General features: G+C 68.6%; 16 protein-coding genes and 1 pseudogene. 10 read left to right on the forward strand and 7 right to left on the reverse strand.

All coding sequences use genetic code 11. The features are described 5' to 3' along the window. Nucleotides 1-37: 37 nt before the first annotated feature. Nucleotides 38-925 carry an MmyB family transcriptional regulator gene (locus BJ968_RS23090; protein ID WP_179754516.1) on the reverse strand — a complete coding sequence of 296 codons (888 nt, stop codon included), beginning with the start codon at nt 923-925 and terminating at the stop codon, nt 38-40. Between the two features lie 151 nt (nt 926-1,076). Here BJ968_RS23090 and BJ968_RS23095 point away from each other — a divergent pair, with 151 nt between their 5' ends. Continuing rightward, nucleotides 1,077-1,919: an SDR family NAD(P)-dependent oxidoreductase gene (locus BJ968_RS23095; protein ID WP_179754514.1), complete on the forward strand. Its 843-nt coding sequence runs from the start codon at nt 1,077-1,079 to the stop codon at nt 1,917-1,919. A 45-nt stretch (nt 1,920-1,964) separates the two neighbouring features. Here the strand turns inward: BJ968_RS23095 and BJ968_RS23100 are convergent, their stop codons facing one another. Beyond that, complete coding sequence (locus BJ968_RS23100; protein ID WP_179754512.1) at nt 1,965-2,540, reverse strand: MarR family transcriptional regulator; 576 nt, start codon at nt 2,538-2,540, stop codon at nt 1,965-1,967. Nucleotides 2,541-2,760: 220 nt separating this feature from the next. Here BJ968_RS23100 and BJ968_RS26110 point away from each other — a divergent pair, with 220 nt between their 5' ends. Both BJ968_RS26110 and BJ968_RS27110 read left to right on the forward strand, forming a co-directional pair. Beyond that, nucleotides 2,761-4,323 carry a GAF domain-containing protein gene (locus BJ968_RS26110; protein WP_179754510.1) on the forward strand — a complete coding sequence of 521 codons (1,563 nt, stop codon included), beginning with the start codon at nt 2,761-2,763 and terminating at the stop codon, nt 4,321-4,323. 262 nt (nt 4,324-4,585) lie between these two features. Beyond that, a pseudogene (locus tag BJ968_RS27110) lies at nt 4,586-4,788 on the forward strand (IS5/IS1182 family transposase); the annotation flags it as partial. Nucleotides 4,789-4,948: 160 nt separating this feature from the next. On the opposite strand, the gene BJ968_RS23110 reads toward BJ968_RS27110, so the two are convergent. Next, nucleotides 4,949-6,661 (reverse strand): carbohydrate-binding protein, encoded by a 1,713-nt coding sequence (locus BJ968_RS23110; RefSeq protein WP_218886592.1) that lies wholly within the window; start codon nt 6,659-6,661, stop codon nt 4,949-4,951. 346 nt (nt 6,662-7,007) lie between these two features. On the opposite strand from BJ968_RS23110, the gene BJ968_RS23115 reads away from it, so the two are divergent. The 7 genes from BJ968_RS23115 (at nt 7,008) to BJ968_RS23145 (ending at nt 18,495) form a co-directional block, all read left to right on the forward strand. Next, on the forward strand, nt 7,008-8,018 hold the full coding sequence (locus tag BJ968_RS23115; protein WP_179757233.1) for a LacI family DNA-binding transcriptional regulator: 1,011 nt from the start codon (nt 7,008-7,010) through the stop codon (nt 8,016-8,018). 245 nt (nt 8,019-8,263) lie between these two features. Beyond that, nucleotides 8,264-9,517 carry an extracellular solute-binding protein gene (locus tag BJ968_RS23120; RefSeq protein WP_179757235.1) on the forward strand — a complete coding sequence of 418 codons (1,254 nt, stop codon included), beginning with the start codon at nt 8,264-8,266 and terminating at the stop codon, nt 9,515-9,517. A gap of 67 nt (nt 9,518-9,584) precedes the next feature. Then, on the forward strand, nt 9,585-10,556 hold the full coding sequence (locus tag BJ968_RS23125; RefSeq protein ID WP_179757237.1) for a carbohydrate ABC transporter permease: 972 nt from the start codon (nt 9,585-9,587) through the stop codon (nt 10,554-10,556). Beyond that, nucleotides 10,556-11,380, forward strand: coding sequence for a carbohydrate ABC transporter permease (locus BJ968_RS23130; protein ID WP_179757239.1), 825 nt, complete (start codon nt 10,556-10,558; stop codon nt 11,378-11,380). Before BJ968_RS23125 ends, BJ968_RS23130 begins: the two co-directional genes overlap by 1 nt. 1 nt (nt 11,381) lies before the next feature. Beyond that, a complete protein-coding gene (locus BJ968_RS23135; protein ID WP_179757241.1) occupies nt 11,382-13,379 on the forward strand; it encodes a glycoside hydrolase family 127 protein in 1,998 nt (665 codons plus the stop codon). 1,223 nt (nt 13,380-14,602) lie between these two features. Continuing rightward, nucleotides 14,603-16,885, forward strand: coding sequence for a COG1361 family protein (locus tag BJ968_RS23140; RefSeq protein WP_179757243.1), 2,283 nt, complete (start codon nt 14,603-14,605; stop codon nt 16,883-16,885). After that, complete coding sequence (locus BJ968_RS23145; RefSeq protein ID WP_179757245.1) at nt 16,885-18,495, forward strand: GGDEF domain-containing protein; 1,611 nt, start codon at nt 16,885-16,887, stop codon at nt 18,493-18,495. Before BJ968_RS23140 ends, BJ968_RS23145 begins: the two co-directional genes overlap by 1 nt. A gap of 1,242 nt (nt 18,496-19,737) precedes the next feature. Here BJ968_RS23145 and BJ968_RS23150 read toward each other — a convergent pair. The 4 genes from BJ968_RS23150 to BJ968_RS23165 all read right to left on the reverse strand — a co-directional run bounded on the left by BJ968_RS23150 (nt 19,738) and on the right by BJ968_RS23165 (nt 25,436). After that, complete coding sequence (locus BJ968_RS23150; protein WP_179757247.1) at nt 19,738-20,163, reverse strand: HD-GYP domain-containing protein; 426 nt, start codon at nt 20,161-20,163, stop codon at nt 19,738-19,740. Between the two features lie 171 nt (nt 20,164-20,334). Continuing rightward, nucleotides 20,335-21,318 carry a substrate-binding domain-containing protein gene (locus BJ968_RS23155; RefSeq protein WP_179757249.1) on the reverse strand — a complete coding sequence of 328 codons (984 nt, stop codon included), beginning with the start codon at nt 21,316-21,318 and terminating at the stop codon, nt 20,335-20,337. Nucleotides 21,319-21,355: 37 nt separating this feature from the next. Next, on the reverse strand, nt 21,356-23,083 hold the full coding sequence (locus BJ968_RS23160) for a methyl-accepting chemotaxis protein (RefSeq protein ID WP_179757251.1): 1,728 nt from the start codon (nt 23,081-23,083) through the stop codon (nt 21,356-21,358). Nucleotides 23,084-24,689: 1,606 nt separating this feature from the next. Continuing rightward, nucleotides 24,690-25,436 (reverse strand): SDR family oxidoreductase, encoded by a 747-nt coding sequence (locus BJ968_RS23165; protein ID WP_343078298.1) that lies wholly within the window; start codon nt 25,434-25,436, stop codon nt 24,690-24,692. Nucleotides 25,437-25,446 lie beyond the last annotated feature (10 nt).

Consider the following 25,446-nt stretch of genomic DNA (forward strand, 5'->3'; position numbering starts at 1 on the left):
CCCGCGGTGCCCCGGGGACCCCGCGACGGCCGAGACGTCAGGGCGTCGCCGGATCGCGCGGCCGGCGGGACCCGGCAGGACCGGGGTCCGTGGCCCACGACGACAGCAGCCGCAGGTTGTCCGCCGAAGCGCTCCCCGGCTCGGCCGAGTACGTGAACAGCGTCTGGTCGTCCTCCCCGGCCAGCACCAGCGCCTCGAAGTGGATCGTGACGTCCCCCACCACGCGGTGGTGCAGGCGCTTGGTCCCGTGGGTGCGTTCGTGCACGCGGCGGTCGGACCACCACCGGGCGAACTCCGGGCAGCCGATCGTCAGCTCCCCGACGAGGGCGTTGAGCAGCGGGTCGTCGGGGTGGCGGCCGGCGTCCAGGCGCAACGTGCCGACCGCCTCGGCCGCCAGCACCGGCCAGTCGGGGAACAGCGCACGCGCACCCGGGTCCAGCAGGAGCCAGCGGACGTAGTTGCGCCGGCGAGGCGGCAGCGCGTCCCAGTCGGTCAGCAGCGCCCGGGCCAGCGCGTTGGAGGCCAGCACGTCGGTGCGCCGGCCGACCACGAACGCCGGGTGGTCACGCAGGGAGTCCAGCAACTGGTGGACCGCGGGCCGCACCCGCTGCACCACCGGGCGTTCGTGCCTCGCCGTGGACGGCCCCGCCAGGTCGTGCAGGTGCGCGCGACCCGCCGGGTCCAGGCCCAGCGCGCGGGCCAGCGCGTCCAGCACAGCGCCCGACGGGCTGGCGTGGCGGCCCTGCTCCAGGCGCGTGTAGTAGTCCACGCTCACCCCGGCGAGCCGGGCGACCTCCTCCCGGCGCAGCCCGGCGACCCGGCGCCCCGGCGCCACCGGCAGCCCCACCGCCTCCGGGGACGTCGCCGCGCGCCGGCTGCGGAGGAAGTCACCCAGGTCCCTGCGGTGCTCGCCGTGGGAGGTCACCCGACCAGTGTGCCGGTCCGGACGGGGCACGGACAGGTCGAAGGGGGGTACGCCGTACCCAGGCAGGAGTGGGCGGGGCAGCGGCCTCCCCGGCCCCTGCTGACGGCCCAGGCTGGTGCTGTCCCCACCTCCTCCGACCGAAGGAGACCTCGTGTCCACCTGGTTCGTCACCGGCACCTCCCGCGGCCTGGGCCGCGAGCTCGTCACCCGACTGCTGGACCGCGGCGAGGACGTCGCGGCCACCACCCGCTCGACGCAGCGGTTGACCGCTGCCCTCGGCGGTGACGTCGACACCTCCCGGCTGCTGGCGCTGGAACTCGACCTGACCGACGGAGCCGCCGTCACGCGGGCGGTGCAGCGGACCCGCGAGCGGTTCGGCACCCTCGACGTCGTCGTCAACAACGCCGGTTACGGCTTCCTCGGCGCCGTCGAGGAGACCTCCGACGCCGAGGTCCGCGCCATGCTCGACGTGCAGGTCGTCGGGGTGTGGAACGTCCTGCGCGCGGCGCTGCCGATCCTGCGGGCCCAGCGGTCAGGTCACGTCGTCAACGTCTCCTCCATCCTGGGGATGACGTCCTTCCCCGGCTGGGGCCTGTACTGCGCGGGCAAGTTCGCCCTCGAGGGGCTCACCGAGTCCCTCGCCGCGGAGGTCGCCGACCTCGGGATCCAGGTCAGCCTCGTCGAGCCCGGCTACTTCCGCACCGACTTCCTGACCCCGGACTCCCTGGTGCTGCCCGAGAGGACCACCGACGCCTACCCCGCCCTGCGCGAGATGACGCAGGCGCACCTGCGGATGCCGGGGACCCAGCTGGGTGACCCGGTCAAGGCCGCCGCGGCCCTCGTCGACCTCGGGGTGTCCGGCAACGGCGGCCGGTTGCGCCACCTGCTGGGCTCGGACTCGTTCTCCCTCGCGCTCGGCGCGCTGGACGCCCGCCGCGAGGAGGTCGAGGCCGGCGAGGGGGTCGCCCGTTCCACCGACGTGTCGACCACCTGACGGGGCACGGGCGGTGCGCGGCCGCGGTGCCGGGGTGCGCTGCGGTCAGCGCCCCTGCCCTGCCCCGGAGGTACCGGGTTCGACGACGTCGGCGAGCAGCGCCGCCAGCGCGACCGCGCTGGCCGGTGACAGGGGGGCGAAGAACGTCCTGAGCTCGGCGCGGACCAGGACGGAGGCCTCGTCGAGACGGCACCGGCCGGCGCCGGTGATGCCGAGGATGACCTTGCGCCCGTCGTGCGGGTCCTTGGCCCGGGTGACCAGCCCCTCCTCCTGGAGCCTCTTGGCGATGAGGGTCACGCAGGACTGGGGCACCAGCATGTGGCGGGCCAGCGAGCCGGCGCTCTGGTCCCCGAGGACCTGCAGCAGGTACATGGCGCGCAGGTCGCTGGCCAGGAGCCCGACCCGGTCGGCGGCGCTGTCCAGGATGCCGAGGACCCCCAGCCCCGCCTGCAGGGTCAGGTGACCGAGTTCGGAGCCGGAGAACGGCGACCGGGCGATCACGTCCAGTTCCTCCCGCACCCCCGGCAGCCGGTCCACGGGAACCGGGTGGAGCTCGGCGGAGCCCTGGTCCGGGTCGACACCGGCTGCGTCGGTCGGGTGGGCGCTCGGGGTGGTCAGCACGGTCCTTCATCGGTCGAGGACCTCCGGTGCTTGACCGGGGGCCGGCGGAGGGGGCGGGCAGGGCCCGGGAGGTGGTCGGGGGCCACGATCCTCCGGATGCAGTAGTCAAGCCGTCCCACCGGGCAGTCGATCACTCCAGTGCTGGAGAACTTCAGCGCTGAAGGAGTCCGGCGCGGTGACGACCCGGGTCGTCACCGCGCCCAGTGACAGGAGATGGACGATGCTCGGTCGACGGACCGCTGGAACCGCCGCCGTGGCGCGCGAGCTCGCCGAGGGGCGCGCCGACGTCGAGGCCGTGACCGACCTCGTGCAGGCGCTGGAGACGGCCCGGACGCCGGCCGAGGCCGTCGGGATCGCGCTGGAGACCGTCCGGACCCGCTTCGGCTGGGCCTACGCCTCGTTCTGGCGGCTGGACCGCGCCGCCCGCGTCCTGCGCTTCGAGCAGGAGAGCGGGACGGCCGGCGAGGAGTTCCGCCGGGTGACCCTGGCGGCCACCTTCGCCGAGGGCGTCGGGCTGTCGGGCCGGGCCTGGCGCCAGCGCGACCTGGTGTTCGTGGCGGACCTGAGCGAGCTGAGCGACTGCGTGCGGGCACCCGTGGCGCAGCGGGCCGGGATCCGCTCGGGGATCTGCTTCCCGGTGCTGCAGGGCGGGCAGGTGGCCGGGACGCTGGACTTCTTCACCACCGAGCAGATCACCCCCTCCGCCGGCCGGCTGTCGGTGCTGCGCACGGTCGCCCGGCTGATCTCGGCGACGGTGGCCCGGCTCGAGGAGGCCGTGCGGCAGGAGAAGGCCGCTCAGGACGTCGAGGCGGTCTCCACCCTGATCCACGCGCTGACGTCGGCGACCAGCGAGGAGCAGGCGCTGCGCACGGCGCTGGACACGATCCGCGCCGAGTTCGACTGGCAGTACGGCTCCTTCTGGCGCCTGGACGAGTCCGGGCCGGCGTCGAAGCACGTGCTGCGCTTCGGGCTGGAGTCCGGGGACGCCGGGGCGGAGTTCCGGCAGGTGACCTTGAACGCGTCCTTCGCCAAGGGCGTCGGGTTGTCGGGGCGGACGTGGGCCAAGCAGGACTTCGTGTTCGTGGAGGACCTGGGCGAGATGACCGACTGCGTGCGGGCCCCGGCGGCCCAGCGGGCGGGGGTGAAGTCGGGGGTGTGCTTGCCGGTGGTGGTGGCCGGGCGCGTGGTGGGGACCATGGACTTCTTCGCCACCCGCACCCTCATCATGTCGGCCAGCCGCGAGAGCGCCCTGCGCAACACGGCTTTCCTCATCGGCCAGGCGATGGAGCGGTTCGCCGCCGCCGACCGCCTCACCCGGGCCGGCGGGGACCTGCTGGCGTCCATCGGGGAGGTGGAGCGCAACGTGGTCGCCGCCACCGGGGTCGCCGCGCACGGGGAGACCCTGGCGGTGGAGGCCAACGCCGAGGTGGCCGCCCTGGAACGGGCCAGCGCGGAGATCAACGACGTCGTGCGCGCCATCCAGGCCATCGCGGCCCAGACCAAGCTGCTGGCCCTGAACGCCACCATCGAGGCGGCCCGGGCCGGGGACGCCGGACGGGGTTTCGCGATCGTGGCCGAGGAGGTCAAGGAACTGTCGGGTCAGACCGAGCAGGCGACGTCGAGCGTGAGCAGCAAGGTCGCCACGATCCAGGCGCGGGTGGGTGCGGTCACCGCCTCGCTGGTGCAGATCCACGCCGCGGTGGAGGAGATCAACCAGACGCAGTCGATCATCGGCGGCGTGCTGACCGAGCAGTTCGCCGTCACGCGCGACATCGTCGGCTGAGCCGCCTCTGTCGGCGCTCTGGTACCGGAGAGTTGCAGGATCGTTCTCGCCAAGACCACGGAGGTGTCACTACTGTCTTGATGCAAGACGTCGCACCACCTCCGGAGACGTGACTGATCAAAGGCGCCACGCACCGCTACCGAAGATCGCGTCAAATCGCACCCACTCATGGCTCATTCACCAGGATTCGTGGACCCGCTGAGGCTATCGCAGCCTTGCCGGTACGACCGATGAGGTGGTGCTGAAGCAGGTCGCGGAGGTGATGCCTGACGGGCTGTGGCAGCGGGTGCAGCCACTACAGCCCCAGACTCCGCCGCGCTGGCCGGCATCGTGCACGTCCTGATGACCGGTGGGTAGCTGGCACCAGGTACCCACCGAGCAACGCGGCGACTCAGGGTTACCTGCTGGCGGCGGCTGCGGAACTGCACCCAGGCCGGCGTCCGGCCGGCCCTGCACAGCAGGCTGCGCCGAAACCCTCAGGGACATCACCCCATCAGCGACCGAACACTGAGAGCTGGCGTTCCCTACGCACCAGCGGGTTTCATGGACGCGGCCGCTGAGTTCGAACTTCCCCTGACCGGATCGCCTGCAGCGGCGATCCGGTCAGCGAAGGTGTAGTCGGCGGTCAGACCTTGGCCAGGGTGATGCTGTCCACCTCGGCGAAACCAGTGCCGCCCGAGAAGCCGGGCGATCCCTTGGCCAGGCGGATGACGTTGTACCCGGCCTTCAGGTCGAGACTCGCGCTGGAGGTGGCGCTCGCGGAGAAGCTGCCCCAGGAACCTGTTGCCGGGTATGAGATCGTCGACCAAGGACCCCCGTTGTACGCCAGGCCCTGCGTGGCCGTGGACGAGCCTCCGTTGGCGTAGCCGACGGCCATCGAATACTTCCCAGCCGTGGGTACGTTGACGATGAAGTCCACGAAACTGTCCTTGCGGACATCGCCGCTTCCGTCGATGCGGCCGACGTAGTAGCCGTTGGAGGCTGACCCGCCGCCGAGGCGCTGAGCGTTCACCACGGTGGCATTCTCAGCCTCGTAGGTCTGCTGCCAACTGCTCGTCGCCCCAGCGGCAGGGGTGATCAGCAGCTGGTAGGCGGCGCGCGCGTCCATGTTGTCCACCGGAACGGTGATGGATCCGTCGACTCCGACCGTCACCGTCTGGCGAGAAATGGCCGAGGGCGCCGAGGTGGCCGTTTGACGGCCCGTGATGCCGCTGGCCGTCAAGGTCACGCTTACGGAGGTGCCGAAGCCAGACAACCCGGTGACCTTCACGGCATCGTTTCCGTAGTCGCCACCGAAGACCACGTTGACGATCTTGCGAGTGCTGTCGAGAGAGGCGATGCCATCGAGATCACCGGAAGCGGTCACAGGCAACATGCGTCCTGCCATGTCGCCGTACCACTTGTACATGTGGTAAGACGCAGTCGGTTGACCATTGTAGAAGAGGCCATTGGCGGTGCCAGCCTCGTACCAGTAGGCGCGCTCGGCATCATTGACACCCGTACGCTCGAACTGCGCGATGTAGTGCAGAGCCGCACTGGGTACGTCGACCTGGTCCGGCCAGGCGTACTCGTTGATGGAGATCGGCCGTGGAGTGATGCCGAGCTCCCTCTCCAGGGCACGGTAGTCCGCGACGTGCTCATCGATGTTTTGCCAGCCCTGGCTCAGCTCATGCCACACGATGACATCGGGCAGGGTTCCGTCGGCTTTGGCCTGCGTCAGGAAGGACTTGAGGAAATCGCGGTTGTAGATGGTTGTGCCTGGACCGATAATCGGTGTCACCGTGTCCAGGGAGCGAATCTTTCGGTGTGTGCGCGTCCAGCCGTCGTTGAAGGGACCGGCCTTGGCGGTGTCCCAAGTGCCGTCCGGCTCGTTCCAAATCTCCCAGCCGTTGACGTTCGTGGTGGTCGATGCGTTCAAGCGGGCCTTGACCATCGTGTCGACCTTGCCCAGCCAATCGTCCCAGCTGACCCACTTGTAAGGGAAGTCCGGGTAGATGTCAGGCATACGGATGTACTGCTGCGCGCCAGAGGCGATGACCGAAGGAGCCACCTTCAGCGCATCGCCGACGGGGGTCGTGGCCCCGTTACCAAGCTGCTGAACTCCAGGCGGGGGTTGCGTCAGCTGATTCAACTTGAGCGGGACGAGTTGGCTGGCCGAGGGGGTGTTGGCGTCAGCCAGGCCGTAGAGCGTGCCGGCGGCGACGTGAGTCACCGGCCGCAGCGAGCCGGCAGCGTCGACCACCAGGGTGTTGCCGGCTGCCTGCGCCGAAGTGGTGGGAATGAGCACTGTGGTGGCCATCAGGCCAGCCAGAGTCAGGGACGTAGTGCGCTTGTTCAACGAGGGCTCCTTCGCCACACGAGGTGGATGCACGCGGAAGGGGGCACGACGCGGACACCGTCCATCCGGACGCGGGCCCGCATTGCCTGTCGAGGTGGTCATGGCCCATGGAGCCGTCTCGCGACCTAGACCGGTACCGGGGGGATGGAGCGCCTCCCTGCTGCTCCGCCCGGATGGGGAAAGCTTTCCCCATCCGGGGGGAGCTGTCAAGAGCAGATGGGCGAGCAGGTACAGCGCGGACGGCGCAGGGCGGCCGGTCGGGCGAAGGCGGTCAGGCCGGCAGGACCGCGGCCGGGGGAGGCCGCTGAGCCGCTACCGCGCCAGCATCTCCTGCCATGATGACGCCATGGCGATCGATCGGGCCCCGACACTGACGGACGTCGCCCGTCTTGCCGGGGTCTCACTGACCACCGCGTCGAAGGCCATCAACGGTAAACCGCGGGTGTCGGACAGTGTCCGAGCGCGCGTCCTGAAAGTCGCCAAGGAGCTGTCTTACAGCCCTAACCCCATGGCGCGAAGCCTGCACACCGGGCGCAGCGGCTTCGTCGCACTGATCATCATCGACACCCTCTCCCAGCGGTGGGCCGTGCCCGCTCTACTGGGCGCGGAGTCCGCCCTCAGCCAGATCGACCTGTCCCTCGTGGCAGCCGACGCCCGCGGCGAGGCACGCCGACTGAACGAGCTAGCTCGCGTCTTCCAAGCACGCAAGGTCGACGGACTCCTGGTTCTAGGTGACAACAACGTCGTCACTCCGTCGCTGGCCGGCATCGTCAGCGTGCCCGTGGTGTACCTGCACGGCGACACCGGTGATACTCGGGACGTCGTGCACCTGCCCGATGACCGCGGCGGGATCGTGCAAGTGGTCGAGCACCTGGTGGCCAGCGGCCGGACACGGGTGGCTTTCGTCGGCGGTCCAGCCGGTGTGCGTGCGACGGTTGAGCGAGCGCGGGGGCTGCAGGACCGGCTCGATGAGCTCGGGCGTCCGGTCGTGGGCGGTGTGTCACGCTGCGGGCCGTGGTCCCAGCGCTGGGGACGAACGGCCGCCGATCAGCTCCTGCAGGAGCACCCCGACGTCGACGCCATCGTCTGCGCTTCCGACCAGATTGCCTTTGGCGTGGTGCAGGCTGTGCAGGCCAGCGGACGAATCGTTCCTCAGGATGTGGCCGTGACCGGCTTCGACAACTGGCTGGCCTTCGCCACCGAGACTGAGCCCGCCCTGACGACGGTGGACATGAACCTCGCCGACCTGGGCGCCTCCGCTGTGCGCGACCTGTTCAGCATCATCGACGGCACCAGCGTCGGCCGGGGCGTGCGGTACCACGACACCACCCTCGTGGTCCGCGGCTCCGCCCCCTGACCCAGGTCCTCGCGAACCCTCCGCAGCTCCCACGCACGTCAGCCCCGGCAACACGCGACGGCCGTTGGCCGGGCCGATGCCTGGACGGCGCTTGACGAACCGGCGACGGTGGGGAAAGCTTTCCTCACGATGGCGTCCGGCTTTCCAGACGCACGCAGCCGGCCGTGGATCGGCCGCGGTCCCGCCCCCACCCACCGCCCCGCGTCGTCGGCTCCCGTCGACGCCTCCGTTCAAGGGAGAACGCCGTGAAGCGCACCCGCACCCTGCGAGGGGCTACCCTCGTCGCCCTCGCCGCCATCACCCTCACCGCCTGCTCCGGGGGATCAGGTACCGCCGCCGGCGACGGCGGCGACGCGGCGACGACCTACACCTGGTGGGACCCCTACCCCCAGCACGACGAGGGCTCCGACTGGGCCAAGCGCGTCGACGCCTGCGGCCAGGAAGCCGGCGTCACCATCGAGCGCACCGCCTACGACACCACGGCGCTGACCAACCAGGCCCTGCTGTCGGCTCAGGAAGGCACGTCCCCCGACGTCATCCTCATCGACAACCCGGCCGTCTCCACCCTGGCCGACACCGGTATGCTCACCACCACCGACGACCTGGGGCTGGACACCTCCACCATCGACGAGAACCTCCTCGCCGCCGGTGTCGTGGACGGTAAGACCTACGGCGTGCCCGTGGGCGCCAACACGCTGGCCCTCTACTACAACAAGGCCATCCTCGACGCGGCCGGCGTGGACCCGACCTCCATCACCGACTGGGCCACGCTGGACGCGGCCCTGGCCATGGTCAAGGCCAGCGGGAAGCAAGCCATCACCTTCGCCGCGACCGGCACCGAGGAGGGTTCCTTCCAGTTCCTGCCCTGGTTCTGGGGAGCGGGAGCGGACCTGCGCCACCTCGACTCCCCTGAGGCCGTTCAGGCACTGACCCTGTGGAAGTCGTGGCTGGACCAGGGCTACGCCCAGCAGTCGGTCATCAGCAACTCGCAGAACACGACCTGGGAGGAGTTCCTCACCGGGTCGTTCGCCTTCGCCGAGAACGGGACGTGGCAGGTGAACAGCGCCGCCGAGGCCGGTTTCGAAACCGGCTACATCCAGCTGCCCGCCCGTGACGGCGGTGGTGCTCCGGCGCCCACCGGGGGGGAGTTCATCACCGCCCCGGTGCAGGACGACACCGACCGCTACACCACCACCACCAAGATCATCGACTGCATGACCACGCCGGAGGGTCTGGTTCAGACGGCGAACACCTTCGCCTACTACATCCCCCCGACCAGCGCCGGTCAGCAGCAGCTGTTGAGCGAGCACCCCGAGCTGCAGACCTGGGTCCAGGCGGTCAACGACGCCAAGGGCCGTACCAGCGACGACTTGGGCACCGACTACCCCATCATCTCCGAGCAGCTGTGGACAGCCGTGCAGAGCGCGCTCTCGGGCGCGAAGAGCCCGCAGCAGGCCCTGACCGAGGCTCAGGCCGCCGCCGAAGCCGCCACCCGCTGACCGGCCGCTGCCCCTCCCCGTCCCACCCGACCCCGACCCCAACCCCGACCTGGAGCTGGACCACGACATGAGCACCACGGCATCCCAGGTCGGGAACCCGGGGAGCGCGGGAGGGACGAGGCACCGCGCGTCGTCCCTCCCCCCCACCCGGCCACCGCGCTACTCGGGGCAGTGGACGGCGCTGGCCTTCGCCGCGCCGCTGCTGGCCTACCTGGCCGTCTTCTACGCACTCCCCCTGTACCGGAACATCGACCTCAGCCTCCACCACTACACCGTGCGGGCGTTCGTGCGCGGGGACGCGGAGTTCGTCGGTCTCGACACCTACCGCCGCGTCCTGACCGACGGGACGTTCTGGCCGGCGGTGCGCAACACGCTCATCTTCGTCCTGGGTTCCCTGGCCGTGCAGTACGCCACCGGCCTGGCCCTGGCCGTGTTCTTCCGCGGCACCTTCCGACTCTCAGGACTGCTGCGGGCGCTGTTCCTCGTGCCGTGGCTGCTGCCGCTGATCGTGTCCGCCTCCACCTGGGCGTGGATGCTCAACAGCGACAACGGCATCGTCAACGCCCTGCTCGCCGCGCTCGGCGTCGACCAGGTCAACTGGCTGACTTCGCCGACCGCCGCCATCTGGTCGGTCACTTTGGCCAACATCTGGCTGGGCATCCCCTTCAACCTCGTCATCCTGTACTCGGGCCTGCAGAACATCCCCGCCGACCTCTACGAGGCGGCTTCGCTGGACGGGGCTGGGCCCTGGCGTTCCTTCTGGAGCATCACCTTTCCGCTCCTGCGGCCGGTCTCGGCCATCACGCTGCTGCTGGGGTTCGTTTACACGCTGAAGGTCGTCGACGTCATCTGGGTGATGACCACCGGCGGGCCGGCCAACGCGTCGACCACTCTAGCCGTGTGGTCCTACCGCGAAGCCTTCGGCACCGGACAACCGGACTTCTCCCCGGCCGCGGCGGTGGGCACGCTGCTCATCCTCATCGCCCTGGTCGTCGGGTTGATCCACCTCCGCGTCCAGCACCGCCTCGAGGAGGCCTGATGACCACCCGCACCCCCACCTCCGCCTGGCGCACCGTCCTCGGCATCGTCCTGGCCGCGGTGATGCTCTTCCCCCTGTACTGGATGCTCAACGTCTCCCTGACCCGCACCCAGGACTTGCGGCTGGACCCCCCGCGGTGGTTCCCCTCAGAGCCGACCTTCACGGGGTACCGGGCGGTCCTGTCCCAGCAGCTGCCCGCCCTGGGCACCAGCCTGCTGATCGGGCTGGGCACGGTCCTGCTCACGCTGGCCGTGGCCGCACCCGCGGCCTACGCCCTGTCCATCCTGCGCCTGCGGGGTCGGGGCACGGTGAACTTCGTGCTGCTGGTGGCCCAGATGATCCCCGCGGTGGTCATGGCCATGGGGTTCTACGCCATCTACGTCCGCCTCGGGTTGCTCAACAGCGTCTGGGGTCTGGTCGTGGCCGACTCCACGGTGGCCGTCCCGTTCGCGGTCCTGCTGCTGAGCGCATTCATGAGCGGCATCCCCAAAGAACTGCTGCAGGCTGCGCACGTGGACGGCGCAGGCGTGGGACGGGTGTTCACGGCGATCGTCCTGCCCGTCAGCCGCAACTCGGTCCTCACGGTGTCGCTGTTCGCGTTCCTGTGGTCGTGGTCGGACTTCATCTTCGCCTCGACGCTGAACCGCAACGGGGATCTGATCCCCATCACCCTGGGCATCTACCGCTACATCGGCAACAACACCACCGAGTGGAACTCGATCATGGCGACCGCCGTCGTCGCCTCCATCCCCGCGGCGATCCTCCTGGTCGTCGCCCAGCGCTACGTCGCCGCCGGCGTGACCGCCGGCGCCGTGAAGGATTGACATGACCGACACGCTCCCGTCCACTACCGCCCCGGCTCCCCACGACTCCGCCTGCGGCCGGCGTCCGCTCCCCGCCGACCGCGCCACCGCCCGGCCCGTCGAGGCACCCGGGGGCCGACGCGGCGCGGGCATCGGGGAGGTGCGCCTCACCGGGGGGTTCTGGGGACGGCTGCAGGAGACCAACGCCCACGCCTCCCTGGAGCACGCGCTGCAGTGGGTGGAACGGCTGGGGTGGCTGGCCAACTTCGACCGCGTCGCCGACGGCACCACCGGAGCGGACCGACCCGGCTGGGAGTTCTCCGACTCCGAGGTCTACAAGCTGTGCGAGGCTCTGGCCTGGGAGCACGGGCGGCGTTCCGACCCCGCAGTGCTGCGGATCTTGGACGAGCTCACCGCCCGCATCGCGCGGGCCCAGAAGCCCGACGGCTACCTCAACACCGCCTTCGGGCACCCCGGCCGGCCCGCGCGCTACAGCGACCTCGAATCCGGTCACGAGCTGTACTGCACCGGGCACCTGCTGCAGGCCGCGGTCGCCGTCCACCGGGTGTTTGGCGAGCACCCCTTGGTCGACGTGGCCCGGCGCGCCGCGGACGAGGTGTGCACCACGTTCGGCCCTACGGCACGCGACGGCCTGTGCGGGCACCCTGAGATCGAGGTGGGCCTGGCCGAACTGGGCCGGGCGCTGGGCGAGCCGCGCTACTCGCAGCAAGCCTCGACCTTCCTGGAACGTCGCGGCCACGGACGGCTGCGTCCTCTGCCCCTGCGCAGCGCCGCCTACTTCCAGGACGACGTCCCCGTGCGGGAGGCCGACGTCTGGCGCGGGCACGCGGTCCGTGCGCTGTACCTCAGCGCCGCAGCGGTCGACGTCGCCGTCGACACCGGCGACGCCGAACTGCTCGACGCCGTCCAGCGGCAGTGGACCCGCTCGGTGGCTCGCCGCACGTACCTGACCGGGGGGATGGGGTCGCGTCACCAGGACGAGGGTTTCGGCGAGGACTGGGAGCTGCCCCCCGACCGCGCCTACTGCGAGACCTGCGCCGGCATCGCGTCCTGCATGGTCTCGTGGAGGCTGTACCTGGCCACGGGCGAGGTCCGCTACGTCGACCTTATCGAGCGCACCTGGTACAACGTCTTGGCCACCTCGCCGCGCTCTGACGGGCGCGCGTTCTTCTACGCCAACCCCCTGCAACAGCGCGTCGCCGGCACCGAGGTGAGCGGAGACGTGGAGAACCCCCGCGCCGAGGGCGGGGTCCGCGCACCCTGGTTCGACGTCTCCTGCTGCCCTACGAACGTGGCCCGCACCCTTGCCTCCTGGCACACCGGCTTGGCATCGGTGGAACGTGTTACCCACTCGGAGGACCAGGACGTGGTGACGTTGCTGCACTACGCACCGGCCGAGGTCGAGCTGCGTCTGAGCGACGACCAGCTCCTCTGCCTGCGGGTGGAGACCGAGTACCCCTTCTCCGGTGACGTGCACGTCCGCGTCTCGGCGGCGCCGGCGGCAGGAGTGACCTTGCGTATGCGAGTGCCGAATTGGGCGCAGGGGGCGCTACTTCGCCGTGACGGGTCCACGCGCGAGGTCCTCACCGGTTGGGTGGACGTACACGACGTCCGGGCGGGGGACCAGCTGGTCCTGCAACTGCCGGTTGGGCCTCGCCTGACGCATCCAGACCCGCGAATCGATGCTGTACGCGGCTGCGTCGCCGTTGAGCGGGGGCCTGTGGTCTTGTGCTTGGAATCGGTTGACCTGCCCGCAGGGTGGTGCCTCGACGACATGACGATCGACCTTACCCAGCCTCTCGGAGACGACGGCCGAGGGGCGATCGTGACCCTGGAAAGGCGCGCAGGAAGCGCGACGGAGGCGGAAGGCATGCCGTACCGTCCGCTCCGCTACTCAGCGGCCTCCGTGGATCGGGAGCGGGTGCGGCTGCATCCGTACCACGGTTGGGCCGAACGTGGCCCGACAACCATGAAGGTCTTTCTGCCGACGGCACTTTGACGAGGACCGGTCAGCCCGACCTCGGTCGCGGCGGACAGGAGTGTGGTCCCGCCGCACGCCAGAGTGAGGATCAACCCACAGGGCCAACTTCCACCGAACACGTCAGATTGGCCAGGTGCACGAAGGTCAAGACCGCGGTGGCGCCGCGTGAGCACTGTGCACCCCGGTCGCTTCGTTCGCACCACCGCATGCGGACGTTCTCAACCGGGGCAGGGAGTTCAAGCCAAGGACGAACGCAACACGAGCAGGGGACGATCCGGTAGCGGGTGGCCGCAGCACGTCTGACCCCCCGCCGATCCCCTGCTCACGCCGTACAAGATCACCGCTATGACGCCCGCCGATGGACGTCATGGCGCTGTGTGGACGTCGACGACGTCGTAATCTTACCGACGGCGAATAGTTGTAGCAGTGCGCTGGTCGCCCGTTCGGGGCCCACGACGACGAGCGTACTCATCGTGCAACCGCTCAGCGTCCCAGGGCCGCACCAGTCCATCGGCCCTGTGACTCCTCGAGGGCGCGCGAGTGCAGAGGCAGTACAGCGTGCACCGCAACTCACACTCGGTACACCTGCCACACCCGTAGCAACCACAACACCGGCCTCAACGCGATCCTTCCGCAGCGACCTTCAAGGACGCCGACCCCGACAGCGGCGATGAACAGAACCGCGTCGAAATCACAAGCAGGTTCGCAACGGACGCTGCGGGTGTGACGTTTGCTCTTTGAACCGGCCGCATCCAGCCGTCGCTGCGATGTGGAGCGGCCGTCTCGGCAGAGTCCGGCAGCGGGGCCATGCTGAATAAACCACCGCGCTGCAGCCGGCGCAGCGTGCCCGGTGATCAGGCGACATGCGACGTTGCTGCTCCTAGGACCTTCGTTCCTGGCGAGCGGAATGCTCAAGCCCCTGATGCGGAGAAGCCGTTCCGCGCACCTTTGCCCCTCCGCATTATCCTCCCGCTGAGGCTGATGGGCCAGTCGATCAGGAGCGCTGACTCATGGGCTGACGAGGTGGCCGTGGTCATCGAGGGGGTGACCCACATCGCCGCCGACTTCTGCGTCGTCGAGCTCGAACCTCGACACTTCGGCTCAAGGATGGTGCTGGGCCTGTCGATACCGTTGTGATTGTCAGTCGGTACGTCCGGTGCGGAGAGGCAGGCGGCGAAGTGGCGAGTGAGACACTCGGTTTGAGGTGGCGCCCCGGTGCTGCCAGCTTCGCTGGGGCGCTCGTGGCCGGTACCACGACGGTGCTCGTGGTCGCCACGGTCGCCGTCACGCCTCTGGTGGCCGCCTCGGCGTCGCCCGTGGCGCCACCGGTGCAGTCGCCGACCGCATGCGGGCCAGCCGTCGCGTTGACGAACAGCAGCTTCGAACAACCAGTCGTCCCCAGTGACAATTGGCAGCAACGGCTTGACAGCGAAGTACCCGGCTGGAGCACGACAGCGACTGACCACCTCATCGAAATCTGGCGCCACCCCTTCCAGGACATCGAAGCTGGCTCGGGAGAGCAGTACGCCGAGCTCAACGCCGAGCAGGCCTCCACCCTCTACCAAGACGTGGCCACCCTCCCTGGACAAACTCTGCGGTGGCAGCTGCAACACCGCGGCCGCAACGGCACGGACGTCATGCAGGTCAACATCGGATCCCCGACCGGATCCTTGGTGTCTCAAGGCACGTTGAGCGACGACAACACGGCTTGGGTCACGCATGCAGGCACCTATACCGTTCCTGCAGGGCAGACCACCACGCGCTTCGCGTTCGAGGCCGTCTCCTCGTACGGCGGCAACCCTGTCGAAGGCAACTTCCTGGACGGCATCTCCTTCGGCACCGGCGCCTGCATTGAGACAACCCTTGCCACCAGGCCCTCCAGCGGGACGACCGTCGACGTAGGTGACGTGCTCACGTACACGGTCACCGCCGCCAACCGTGGTGGTAATCCCGCACAGGACAGCACGCTCACCGCCGAGCTACCTGTCGGCACCACGTTCGTGCCCGGCTCGATCGAGGCCCTGAGCGGAGGATCGGCCACCCCGGTGACCGATACCCTCGGCGATGACGCGGGCGGCTATGACGCCACCGCCCGCACTGTCGCGGTGCACGTAGGGGATGACGCTGACGCTGGTGCCGGTGGGTCGATCCAATCCGGCGAAAGCCGCGGGATGTCCTACCGAGTAACCGTTGACCGCTCCGCGGCGATGACAGCCCTCACCGCCCAAGCCGAAACCACCTTCACCGAACCGCTCTCGCGAACACCTTCGACATCGACAGCCACCCCGGAAACTCACCTAGTGGCTCCTGCCGCCGACCTGAGCGCCGTTGCACGCCTGGCGTCCGCCCCTCCCCTCCCCGGACACCGGGTCCGCTTCGAAGCCACCGTTGCCGCCGGTGGACCACAGACGGCCATCTCGAGCAGACTGAGCATGCAAGTACCTACGGGGCTGTCCCATATCGTCGTGACCGGGTCCACGGGCCCTTGCCCCATCACCGCTGACACTGCCACTTGCGCGCTCGGAGACCTAGCCCCCGGCACCTCGACTGCTGTCACTCTCACCGGCGATGTGCCCGCCGACCGTCAACCGGGCACTCCGGTAACGCTCACCATCACCGCCAGCAGCGCAGTGCACGACCCGACCCCCGCAGACGCCACCGCCTCGATCACCGCCCTCACGATCGCCCCGGTTCCGCCGGCCCCGCCCACCGCCACACCCACCGCCACACCCACCGCCACACCCACCGCCACACCCACCGCCACACCCACCGCCACACCCACCGCCACACCCACCGCCACACCCACCGCCACACCCACCGCCACACCCACCGCCACACCCACCGCCACACCCACCGCCACACCCACCGCCACACCCACCAGCTCCCCCGAACCGACACCCAGAACCGAAGCCACCAGCTCCACGAACCCGACGCCCACCGCCACACCCATGCACGCACCAGGGCCATCGGCGGGCTCCGTAGCCACCCGTACCGGCTCCACGGCTCCGACGGCCACTGCGACCGCAACCTTCAGCAGGTCCCCCGACTCGTTGGCCATCCCGACAAGCTCGCCTCACCCGACGGCTCCTCCAACAGAAGGCCCGACAGCCGATGCGGCGACACACGCCGGCGTGGGCTTGGCGGATCAGAACAGCACCTCCAGCGGTGACCGCCGCACGTCTCACAGCCCTGAGCCGTCTTCTAGGACGGTTGACCGGATCATCGAGGATTTGAAGCAGATCGCCTCCGGCGTTGAGCCGGTCACTGTGGTGCTTGTCCGCGATGGATCGTTCCCGCTGATCATCCTGGTGCTCTTGGTGCTTTTTTTGGCGGTTCAACGAGAACTGGATCGGGCTGACCCCAAATTGGCGTTGGCGCCGTTGCACGAGGACCCTCGCCTTCAGTTCTGGCGACCTCAACGCGCCAGGCAATCGGCGACTGAGAATCCCGATCAGCGTCGGTCTTCCCAGGCACCAAAGTCGTCGCCCGACCACTACCACCGCCACCCGAGTAGGAACGACTGATGAGGCACTTCTTCCGACCAGATGTCGCTGACCTCGTCGCTTTGACGAGAAGGGCGCGGTGGTTGCTGACTTTTCGCTTGCTGTTGGCGGTTGCCCCGATGCTGTCTTGGCAAGCGATGCCTTCGGCGCGAAGCGGAGAGCTGATCGATGTGCAAGCTGCCGTAGGTGCCTACCTGGTGCTCGTACTCATCTTCGAGCAGGTGCGCCGGTTCGGGCGGACCGCAACTCTGTGGGTCATCGCCGTCGCGATGCTCCTCGATGGCGCCTTCTTGGCTTGGTGCTTTCGTCTCCTCGGGGGCGTACAGGGGCCCCTCGTCCATGTTCTCGTACTTTATACCCTCGCCATCACGCTGCTCGCTTCGTTCCGGTCGGGCATCAAGACGACCACCTGGAACAGCTTGATGCTGCTCACCGTCCTAGTAGCTGATGTCGATGGGACCTTGGGGCGCTCCCTTCTGGGCAGCGCCTTCCCCCGCGCGCAGTTCACCGTACTGCTTGCCGCGATGTGGACGACCACGTTCACCACTGCGGCGTTTGCAGCGGTCAACGAACGCGAGTTGCGACGCCGTCGTTACGACATGCAAGTGTTGCGCGGATTCGCCGTCGCCATGGAAGACTGCTGGGATACGTCAGAAATCATGACCGGTTTGGCCAAGGTAACCACCGTCGAACTGCTCGCTCGGCGCGCATTGGTGGTGATCGAGGGTGTCCCAGGTGCCACGAGTCGAGCAGCGGCGGGCAAGGGGGCGGTGTGGTATTCGACGACCAGCGAGCAGGCATGCACGACGGATGCATGTCCATGGCCGCCCGGTTCGATCATCGAGGAGGCTATCGCCTCGGGCAAGACACAACTGCTCGAGTACGTGGAGGCGGACGCTGACGCCTGGCTATCAGCGCACATGCCTGAGGCGCGCGAGGTGGTGCTGATACCCCTGGCACGCGAGAGCCGCGTAAGGGGCGTGCTGGTCTTTGAGCATGCTGGCCGTGGAGTGCTGTCAAGACTGTTCACTCCCGGAATCGAGCGGAGAATGGTGTCCACCGCCGAGCAGGCGGCCGCCCATGCAGCCTTGGCCATCAGCCGTGCTGCGCTGCTGCTGCAAACGAGAAGCGCTGCGGAAACGGACGCTCTCACTGGCTTGGCCAACCGGGGAACCTTCGACACGGTTCTGGCGCGGGAGATCCAGGGGAATCTGGTCAACGGCTTTGGTTGTGCTGTAGCTTTGATCGACCTGGATCATTTCAAAATGGTCAACGACACGTACGGTCATCAAGTTGGAGACGCGGTACTTATCGCCTTGGCGAACTGTTTGCGCACGACTTCCCGACGCAACGACCTCCCGGCACGTTATGGCGGGGAAGAATTCGCCGTCATCATGCCCGCTGTGAGCGCGGTCGAGGCGCTGCGCTTCGCCGAGCGACTGCGAGCTGCGGTGGAGAGCATGGACTCTCCCGTCTGTGTGACCGCCAGCATTGGGGTAGCTATCGCCTCCGAGAGTGCATCGACTCCTGTCGACCTGTTGGCTGAAGCGGATGCGGCCCTGTACGAGGCTAAAGGCGCCGGTCGAAATCGTGTGGTCGCGAAGGATGCGAGAGCAGAAAGCGCCTTGTGAGGGTCTGTGTGGCGAGTGGGGCCAGGACCCGTTAGCAGAGGAACCGGCTCGGCGGCGGCAGTAGGCGAACAAACTCCTGCGCCGGGAGGTCGATGACCACCCGCTGGCGGAAGAACGCTCATGCTCCGTGGCCTCGGCGGTGACGGCATCCTTGTCGCGGTGACCGGGATGCCTCCCGCTGTCGGAGGAACGACAGCAACCCTCCTCTCAGCAGTCCTGCCTCGGTGAGGCGGCCACCCGGTCATCCACCGAAGCGGCAACGATGCCTACTTCATCAACGCCGCGGTAGCCGTCCACCACGAGGACTCTCAGCAGATCTCGGCTTGACACCCTCTGCCCCGCCGACGAGCTCGTCGGCCAGAGCATCGCTGCAGGTCCACCCGCGCCCAGGCTCGGGCCGCTGGCAGAGGCTGTGGTCGGTTCACGCGCGCAAGCACGGCGTGAAGCGCCGACCCGGGCCGGGCTGCAGCTGACAACCTCGGCCAGCGGAGGTGCACCGCCGACCGATGCGTGAACCGCTTCTCCGGACATCAGCCTGAGTCGATGGGGGCGCTCGAAGAGGAGTCCTGCGATGCCCCGAACCCAGCCTCCCGAGTGCCGGCAGCGCGCCGTGGAGTTGGTGCAGCTGCGTGATCAGCTCCTGGCCATGGGCGCCGCTGACCTTGCTGTCAGCGAGTCGTTCCTGCGCCGTTGGGTCCGTTTGGCCGAGGGCAGCGACAGTGCTCGTATCGGCGCCCGAGCCGGGCAAGGCGCTGCTGCAACGCTGCGTGGGACCGAGCGCGCTTCAGCTACGCCGCACGACGCGGGTGCAGGCGGCGACGATCGGGATGCTGAAGCGGACCAGAGCCTACTTCGCCTGAAACGTGCTGCCGGACCCATGATTGATCCTCCCGCTGGTCCTGGACCTTGCCGCAGGCGGACTGCCTGTGACGGTGACCCGCCGGGCGCTGGGCGTGCCTCGCTCGGGCTGCTGCGAGTGGCGCGAGTGACCAGCCTCGGCCCAGGCGGTCGCCGATGCGGCGCTCACGCAGCCCAGGGCAGGGATCGGTCAGGCCGCGGTGGCACTCGAGGTGCGCGAGGCAACGGGCGAAGGCGCCGCACGCGGCGACGGCTACGGTGGTCGCCGTGGACGCGGCGGTGCCACCGGCGCGCGCCCTCCACGACCGCGAGACCTGAGGCGGCGGTGACGGCGCCAGCTCCAGAGCGGACCCCGACTGCCGCCGCCGACACCGCGGCCGTGACCTAGCCGCCAGCCGTCTGCGCTGGCGGCACGGCGACAGACAATTTCTGTGAGGGCGCGACGACCACGCCCGGTGGTGCGGCCAGCAGCGCCACGGGCCCGGCGATCCGGTGCAAGGGGCCGACGCTGACGCCGACGAACGCGCGCAACAACTCACGGCCGCTCTGGTGCCTAGCGCAGCGGGTGATATCGGCGTGGGCCTCTTCGGCCGGCATCGGCTTCTCGTGGGCGCGGGCGGAGGTGATGACATCGTAGGTGACGACAACGGCGATCACACGCGCCGCCAATGAGATGTTCTGCCCGGCCAGTTCGCACGGGTGTCCGCCGCCCTCGAGGCGCTCGTGGTGCTGCCGCAGGCTGGCCCAGTCCTCCTCGGCGGGGCGACTGTCCTCGTTGAGGATCCGCACGGTGACGTGGACCTTGCCCACGTCGTGCAGTAGGGCGACCCAGCTGGTGCGATCAACGTCCTCGTCGGAGGGCCGAACTCACGAGCGAGGTGAGCTCACAGGTTTCCACCGGGCGACTCGCGGTCCGTTAGTTCCAGCGCTGTCTGTTACCGCAGGTCCAGCCAGTGAGCATGGTGTCTGGACGTGGCGGCCTCAGCGGAGGACGAAGGGCGAGACGTAGTCGGCCGCATTGCCCGCCGTGATCAATTCGCAGTCGAAGCTCTGGGTGACGGTCGCCGCACCGGTCGTCCCCGTCAGCAGGAACTCATGGACCTCTAGAACCACTTTGCGGGCGAACTGCTCCACCGGCTGCAGGATGGTGTAAGCCAGGACACCGGAGCGCACGTCGTCGACGGCTTCTGGAGACCCGTCGAAGGCACCGATGATGACGTCTCGCCGTCCAGCCTTGTCCAACGCCTTTGCCGCCCCCCGAGCCATCCCATCGTTTCCGGCCAGCACACCCTTGATGTCGGGGTGGTCCTTCAGGAGGGCAACCATCGCGTCATGGCCCTTGTCCACGTCCCAGTCTGCGACTGCTTCCCCCACCCGCTGCAACATGGGTACCTTAGACAAGACGCTGGCGTACCCGTCAGATCGGATCTTGGCATTGGCGTCCGCCTGGAGGCCGAGCAACTCGACATAAGTACCACTTCCACGCATGCGCCGAGCAAATTCCGTAGCGCCCAGGATCGCACCCTGGGTGTTGTCCGAGGTCAACACGGCGGTGGCCAGGTCGTCCTGAGTGACCCCGGTGTTCAACAGGAATGCGGGAATGTTCGCGTGACGCACCCGTTCCAACGCCGGCACCGAACCGTCGGCGCTAGCGACACCGATGATGAGCGCCACGGGGTCTTCAGCGATGGCCTGGTCCACAAGAGCGGATTCGACGTCCAAGTCGTTCCCGCTGGAGCTCACCTGCACGGTGTACCCAAGCCGTTTCGCTTCTGCACCGGACAGTTCGCTCTGCGCCTGCCAGAAGGCGTTCTTCTCGTCGCCGACGATGATGCTGATCAGGCCGCCGGACACCCCGGATGTCGCCTCCACCTGCGTGCGCGCCGAGGAGCAGGCGGCGGTGAGTGAGGCGCTGATAGCCAGAGCGAGCTTCGGCAGAGCACGGCGGGACAAGTTTACAGACACGGGAATCTCCTAGCGTTGTGGCAGGGTTCGGGCGGTGTCAGAGTCGGAACCGGGAGACTTGCTCGCGCAGTCCGCCACTGGTGAGCACCAGGTCGCTCACCGCGTTGCGCACTGCGGCCACGTCTCCAGCGGTCTGGGAGGAGGCGGTGGCCAGGCCGGTTATGCCCTCGGCGACTTCACCGGACGCCGTGGCGGCTGCGGAGACGCTTCGGCTCATCTCGGCGGTGGTGGCGGACTGCTCCTCCACCGCCGACGCGATTGTGGCTTGGTGGTCGTTGATCCGACCGATGATCTCGGTGATCGAGGTGATCGCGTCGACCGCATCGACGGTGTTGGTTTGGATGGTGTCCACCCGCGCGGCGATGTCCTCGGTGGCCTTCGCGGTCTGCTGGGCCAGCTCCTTGACCTCACCGGCCACGACGGCGAAGCCCTTGCCCATCTCCCCGGCGCGGGCCGCTTCGATGGTGGCGTTCAGGGCGAGGAGGTTGGTCTGCTCGGCGATGGAGGTGATGAGCTTGACGACGTCACCGATCTCGCGTGACGAAGTTCCCAACCGTGAGATGCTCGTGGAGGACTGTGCCGCGGCCTGGACGGCCGCGGCAGCCACGTCAGCGGCTTGGGATGCGCTCTGCCCGATCTCGCGGATGCTGAGTCCCATTTCCTCCCCCCCGGCGGCGGCGGTCTGCACCGCGACCATGACGGCGTCGGACGCCGCTGCGGTGGCTTGAGCCTGTCCAGCGTTGGCGGTGACGAGCTGGGCGATGCGCCGAGTGGCGTGGTCCGCCTGCTCTGCGGACGCAGCGACTGCGACAGCGGATTGCGACACGGTCGTGATCAGCGTCCGCAAGCCGTCCTGTGCCCGGGACAGGGCCGTCGCCATGCGACCTAGTTCAGTCGTGGATCCCCAGCCCTGGTGGGTTCGGGTGGACAAATCGCCGTCAGCCATGGCCTCCAACGACACCTGCACGGCGCGCAAAGGCAAGAGGATGGAGCGCAAGGTTCGCCATCCAACCACTCCGATGAACAGACACCCAGCTCCGACGACCATGAGCGACAGCAGTCGAAGGCGGTCCAAAGCTGCCACGAGGTCGGCTCGAGAACCGTTGGAGGCTTCAGCCAAGACGGTCTGGGCCCCGGACACGGCCACGTCGGTCGCGGCGTAGTCCTTCTGCACACGCTGCCAGCGGCGTGCGGCGTCCGCCTGGTCGGTCAGCGCTCCCTCGACGTATGTGTCGACGTTGTGGAAGTAGCCTGTGTAAGCGTTCTCGACGATGCTCACCGCCGCTTTCTGCCGTCCCTCGAGGGGGATGCGACTGAGCCGATCCAGCAAGTCCTGCGCCTGCTGTCGCGTCGCGTCGAAGTTGTCGCGTTCGGCGACTGGGTCCGGACGCAGGACCGTCCGGTAGGCGTGGAGCTGGAGAGATCGCGACTCGGCGTCGAGCTGCACGACGAGGGACATGGCGCGTTCCGTGGCGGCCGCCGCCGCAGCCTCGCTGCGGACGACGTCACCGGCGTAGGTGGAGGTCGCCGCGAGCGAGCCCAGCGACAGCAGCACCACCACGCCCAGGACGGCGAACTTGGCCCGCAGCGTCAGGTCACCGCGCCGAGGGCCTGAGCCCTGGGCCGAGGTAGAACGATCATTTTTGATCACAATGCCCTCCGGTTCGCTTGGTGATCTCCCTATCGGATGGGCCATCAGGTGGGATGAGCTCTCCGACGCCGCGATGTTGTCGATCTCATTTTCGGTCCAGCGTTTCGGGCACAATGGCCGAATGTGGGTGTGACCCTGGCCCCGGGCGCACAGGAACCGCGCTTCGCGGGTGGGTCGCGGTAGTGCTCGGTCAAGTCACGTTCCACCCTGCGCTGGGTCGCGATGTGCTCGTGTTGCTGGACTGCACACGTATGACCCCGGCACCGGCGCGACCCCTCAAGAGCAATCACCTGGCTGATGACGTACCTTGCCGAGACTCGAGCACCCAGCCGCAGCAGCACAGCGCGTGAGAAGTCGGCAAGAGGGTACGCAGTCCCACCCAGCGACGCCGTGACGTCGGCGCAAGCCGAACCACCAGCGGTGCGGCCGGGCGGCGAGGTCCAACCTCGTCACCGCCGTGACGAGCACGAACGACGTTGCGCCCGCCGACTCCTGCGGCCGACAGGGCCAGGTGGCAGATCCACCTGGAGCTCACGCCAGCGGAACAAGCGTGGAAGTGCCGATTCCTCAGGTCCAGGCACCATGCGCAGCACCACATTTGCCTGCTCTTGATCTAGCGTCACACTCAGGCACCAGTGCATCAGTCGGTCGTCTTCAGCAGCGCTCAACGCAGCGCCGTGCCAGCTGCTGCGAGCTGAGGTGCAGCAAGCTGAGGTGCAGCAAGCTGAGGTGCAGATGGGCACAGACGTCATCAGGGGCGCGTAGCCGCTCGAACTGGCGCTGCCAGGTGAAGGTCCGCTCGACGACCCGGCGAGTGCCGTGTGGACCCGAGCCGTGGACGGTACCGCGGTAGGCGGTGCGCGAGACGATCCTGCGTCCGCGCAGGGCGCGGTGGTAGAGGTTGGCGTCCTCGCCCTGCCGACCTCACGGTCGGTGAACAGGGACTCGGGCGCGGACGAGGACGACCGCGCACACCACCCACGACGGGGAACGCGGATCAGGAACAGTGAGTGCGTCACCATCGTGTGTGATCGTGGCGGCTGCCGCTGGTGGGGTGACGACCAGCAGGACACCACCGGCTGGCGACACCGCCTGCCTGCGGGGGACGGTGGGAAGTGGTGCTTGGACCCGTCGCGGGCCGGGTCTCCGGTGAAGGGATGGTGTGATGCCCCTGTGAAGGCATGCACGTGCGAGCCGTCCACCGCCGCGGTGTCCGCGTCCTGCGTGCCGGCGGCTGGCAGTTCGTCGACCAGGACTTGAGGCGATCACGGCCAGAGGTGCGAGCAGCCGCACTGCTCGGTCGGTACCTGGCTTCCAGTGCAGCCGGTGATCGGGAAGTACACGATGCCGGCCAGTGCGCGCGGCCGTCGCGGGGCAGGCGGGCGGGGCGGCGCAAGCAGCGTGGTGAGCATTGGGGCAGCGACGGCTGCACCAGCTGTCGCAGCATGTCCGTCACCAGCTCCGTGACCCGCTGCGGCACCACCTCATCGGTCGCGACGGCAAGGCAGCGACAGCCTCAACAGGCTCGCGACTCACCGCAAGATCGACTGTGCGAGACCCGTGGAACAGGCCCAGGAGTACCGGCAGACAGGCCTACCACAGGTGGCGTGCTGTCCCAGTCGTGAGTGAAGCCATGAACCGCTTCCCTGGTCCACGCCCCTCACGAAAGAGATGCAGAAGCGCGTGACGTGGTGGAAGCCGTCGCTGGCGTCGACGGAGGTCACCAGATGGTGAACCCGCCGTCGACGAGGAGGTCAACGCCGGTGATGTAGTCAGCAGCGTCACTGAGCAAGAAGATGGCAGGTCCGGCGATGTCCTCCGGTTGCGCATTGCGTCCCAGCGGCGTGTCCCCGGCATAACCCTCCATGGCCTCGGCCTGCTCGGGGCGGCGGGTCATGGGGGTGTAGGTGTAGCCGGGGCTGATGCTATTGACGCGTACACCGCGATCGGCCCACTCCCACGCCAAGCTGCGCCCGAGCTGGACGACGCCTGCCTTGGCTGCGTTGTAGTGCGCCTGCGTCAGGCCCCGGTTGGCGATCGTCGCTGACATCGAGGCGATGTTCACGATGGCACCGCCACCGTTGCGGAGCATCGCCTGTCCCTCGGCCTGACAGGAGACGAAGACTCCCGTCAGGTCGACGTCGATGACCTTCTGCCACTGGCTCAGCGGCATGTTCTCCGCCGGGGCCGCGTTGGCGATGCCCGCGGCGTTGACGGCCAGGGAGATGGGCCCCAGATCCTGCTCGACGGAGCCGATCGCCGCGGCCACCGCCGCCGGGTCGGTGGCATCGGCCGTGACGGCGACCGCCCGGCCACCGACCGCCTCGATGTCGGCGACAGACCCGGCCAAGTCCGCGCCGGCCAGGTCCAAGCACCCCACGGAGGCCCCGGACGCGCCGAGGGCCAGGGCGATGGCCCGCCCGATCCCGCTGCCGGCGCCGGTGACCAGCCCGACGCGGCCGTCCAGCCGGAAGTTG

This window comes from Kineococcus aurantiacus, from assembly GCF_013409345.1.
GTDB lineage: Bacteria > Actinomycetota > Actinomycetes > Actinomycetales > Kineococcaceae > Kineococcus > Kineococcus aurantiacus.

Coding starts and splice junctions, on each gene's coding strand:
- BJ968_RS23130 (WP_179757239.1), top strand. CDS start 10,556: ATGACCACCCGCACCCCCACCTCCGCCTGGCGCACCGTCCTCGGCATC.
- BJ968_RS23135 (WP_179757241.1), top strand. CDS start 11,382: ATGACCGACACGCTCCCGTCCACTACCGCCCCGGCTCCCCACGACTCC.
- BJ968_RS26110 (WP_179754510.1), top strand. CDS start 2,761: ATGCTCGGTCGACGGACCGCTGGAACCGCCGCCGTGGCGCGCGAGCTC.
- BJ968_RS23125 (WP_179757237.1), top strand. CDS start 9,585: ATGAGCACCACGGCATCCCAGGTCGGGAACCCGGGGAGCGCGGGAGGG.
- BJ968_RS23145 (WP_179757245.1), top strand. CDS start 16,885: ATGAGGCACTTCTTCCGACCAGATGTCGCTGACCTCGTCGCTTTGACG.
- BJ968_RS23115 (WP_179757233.1), top strand. CDS start 7,008: ATGGCGATCGATCGGGCCCCGACACTGACGGACGTCGCCCGTCTTGCC.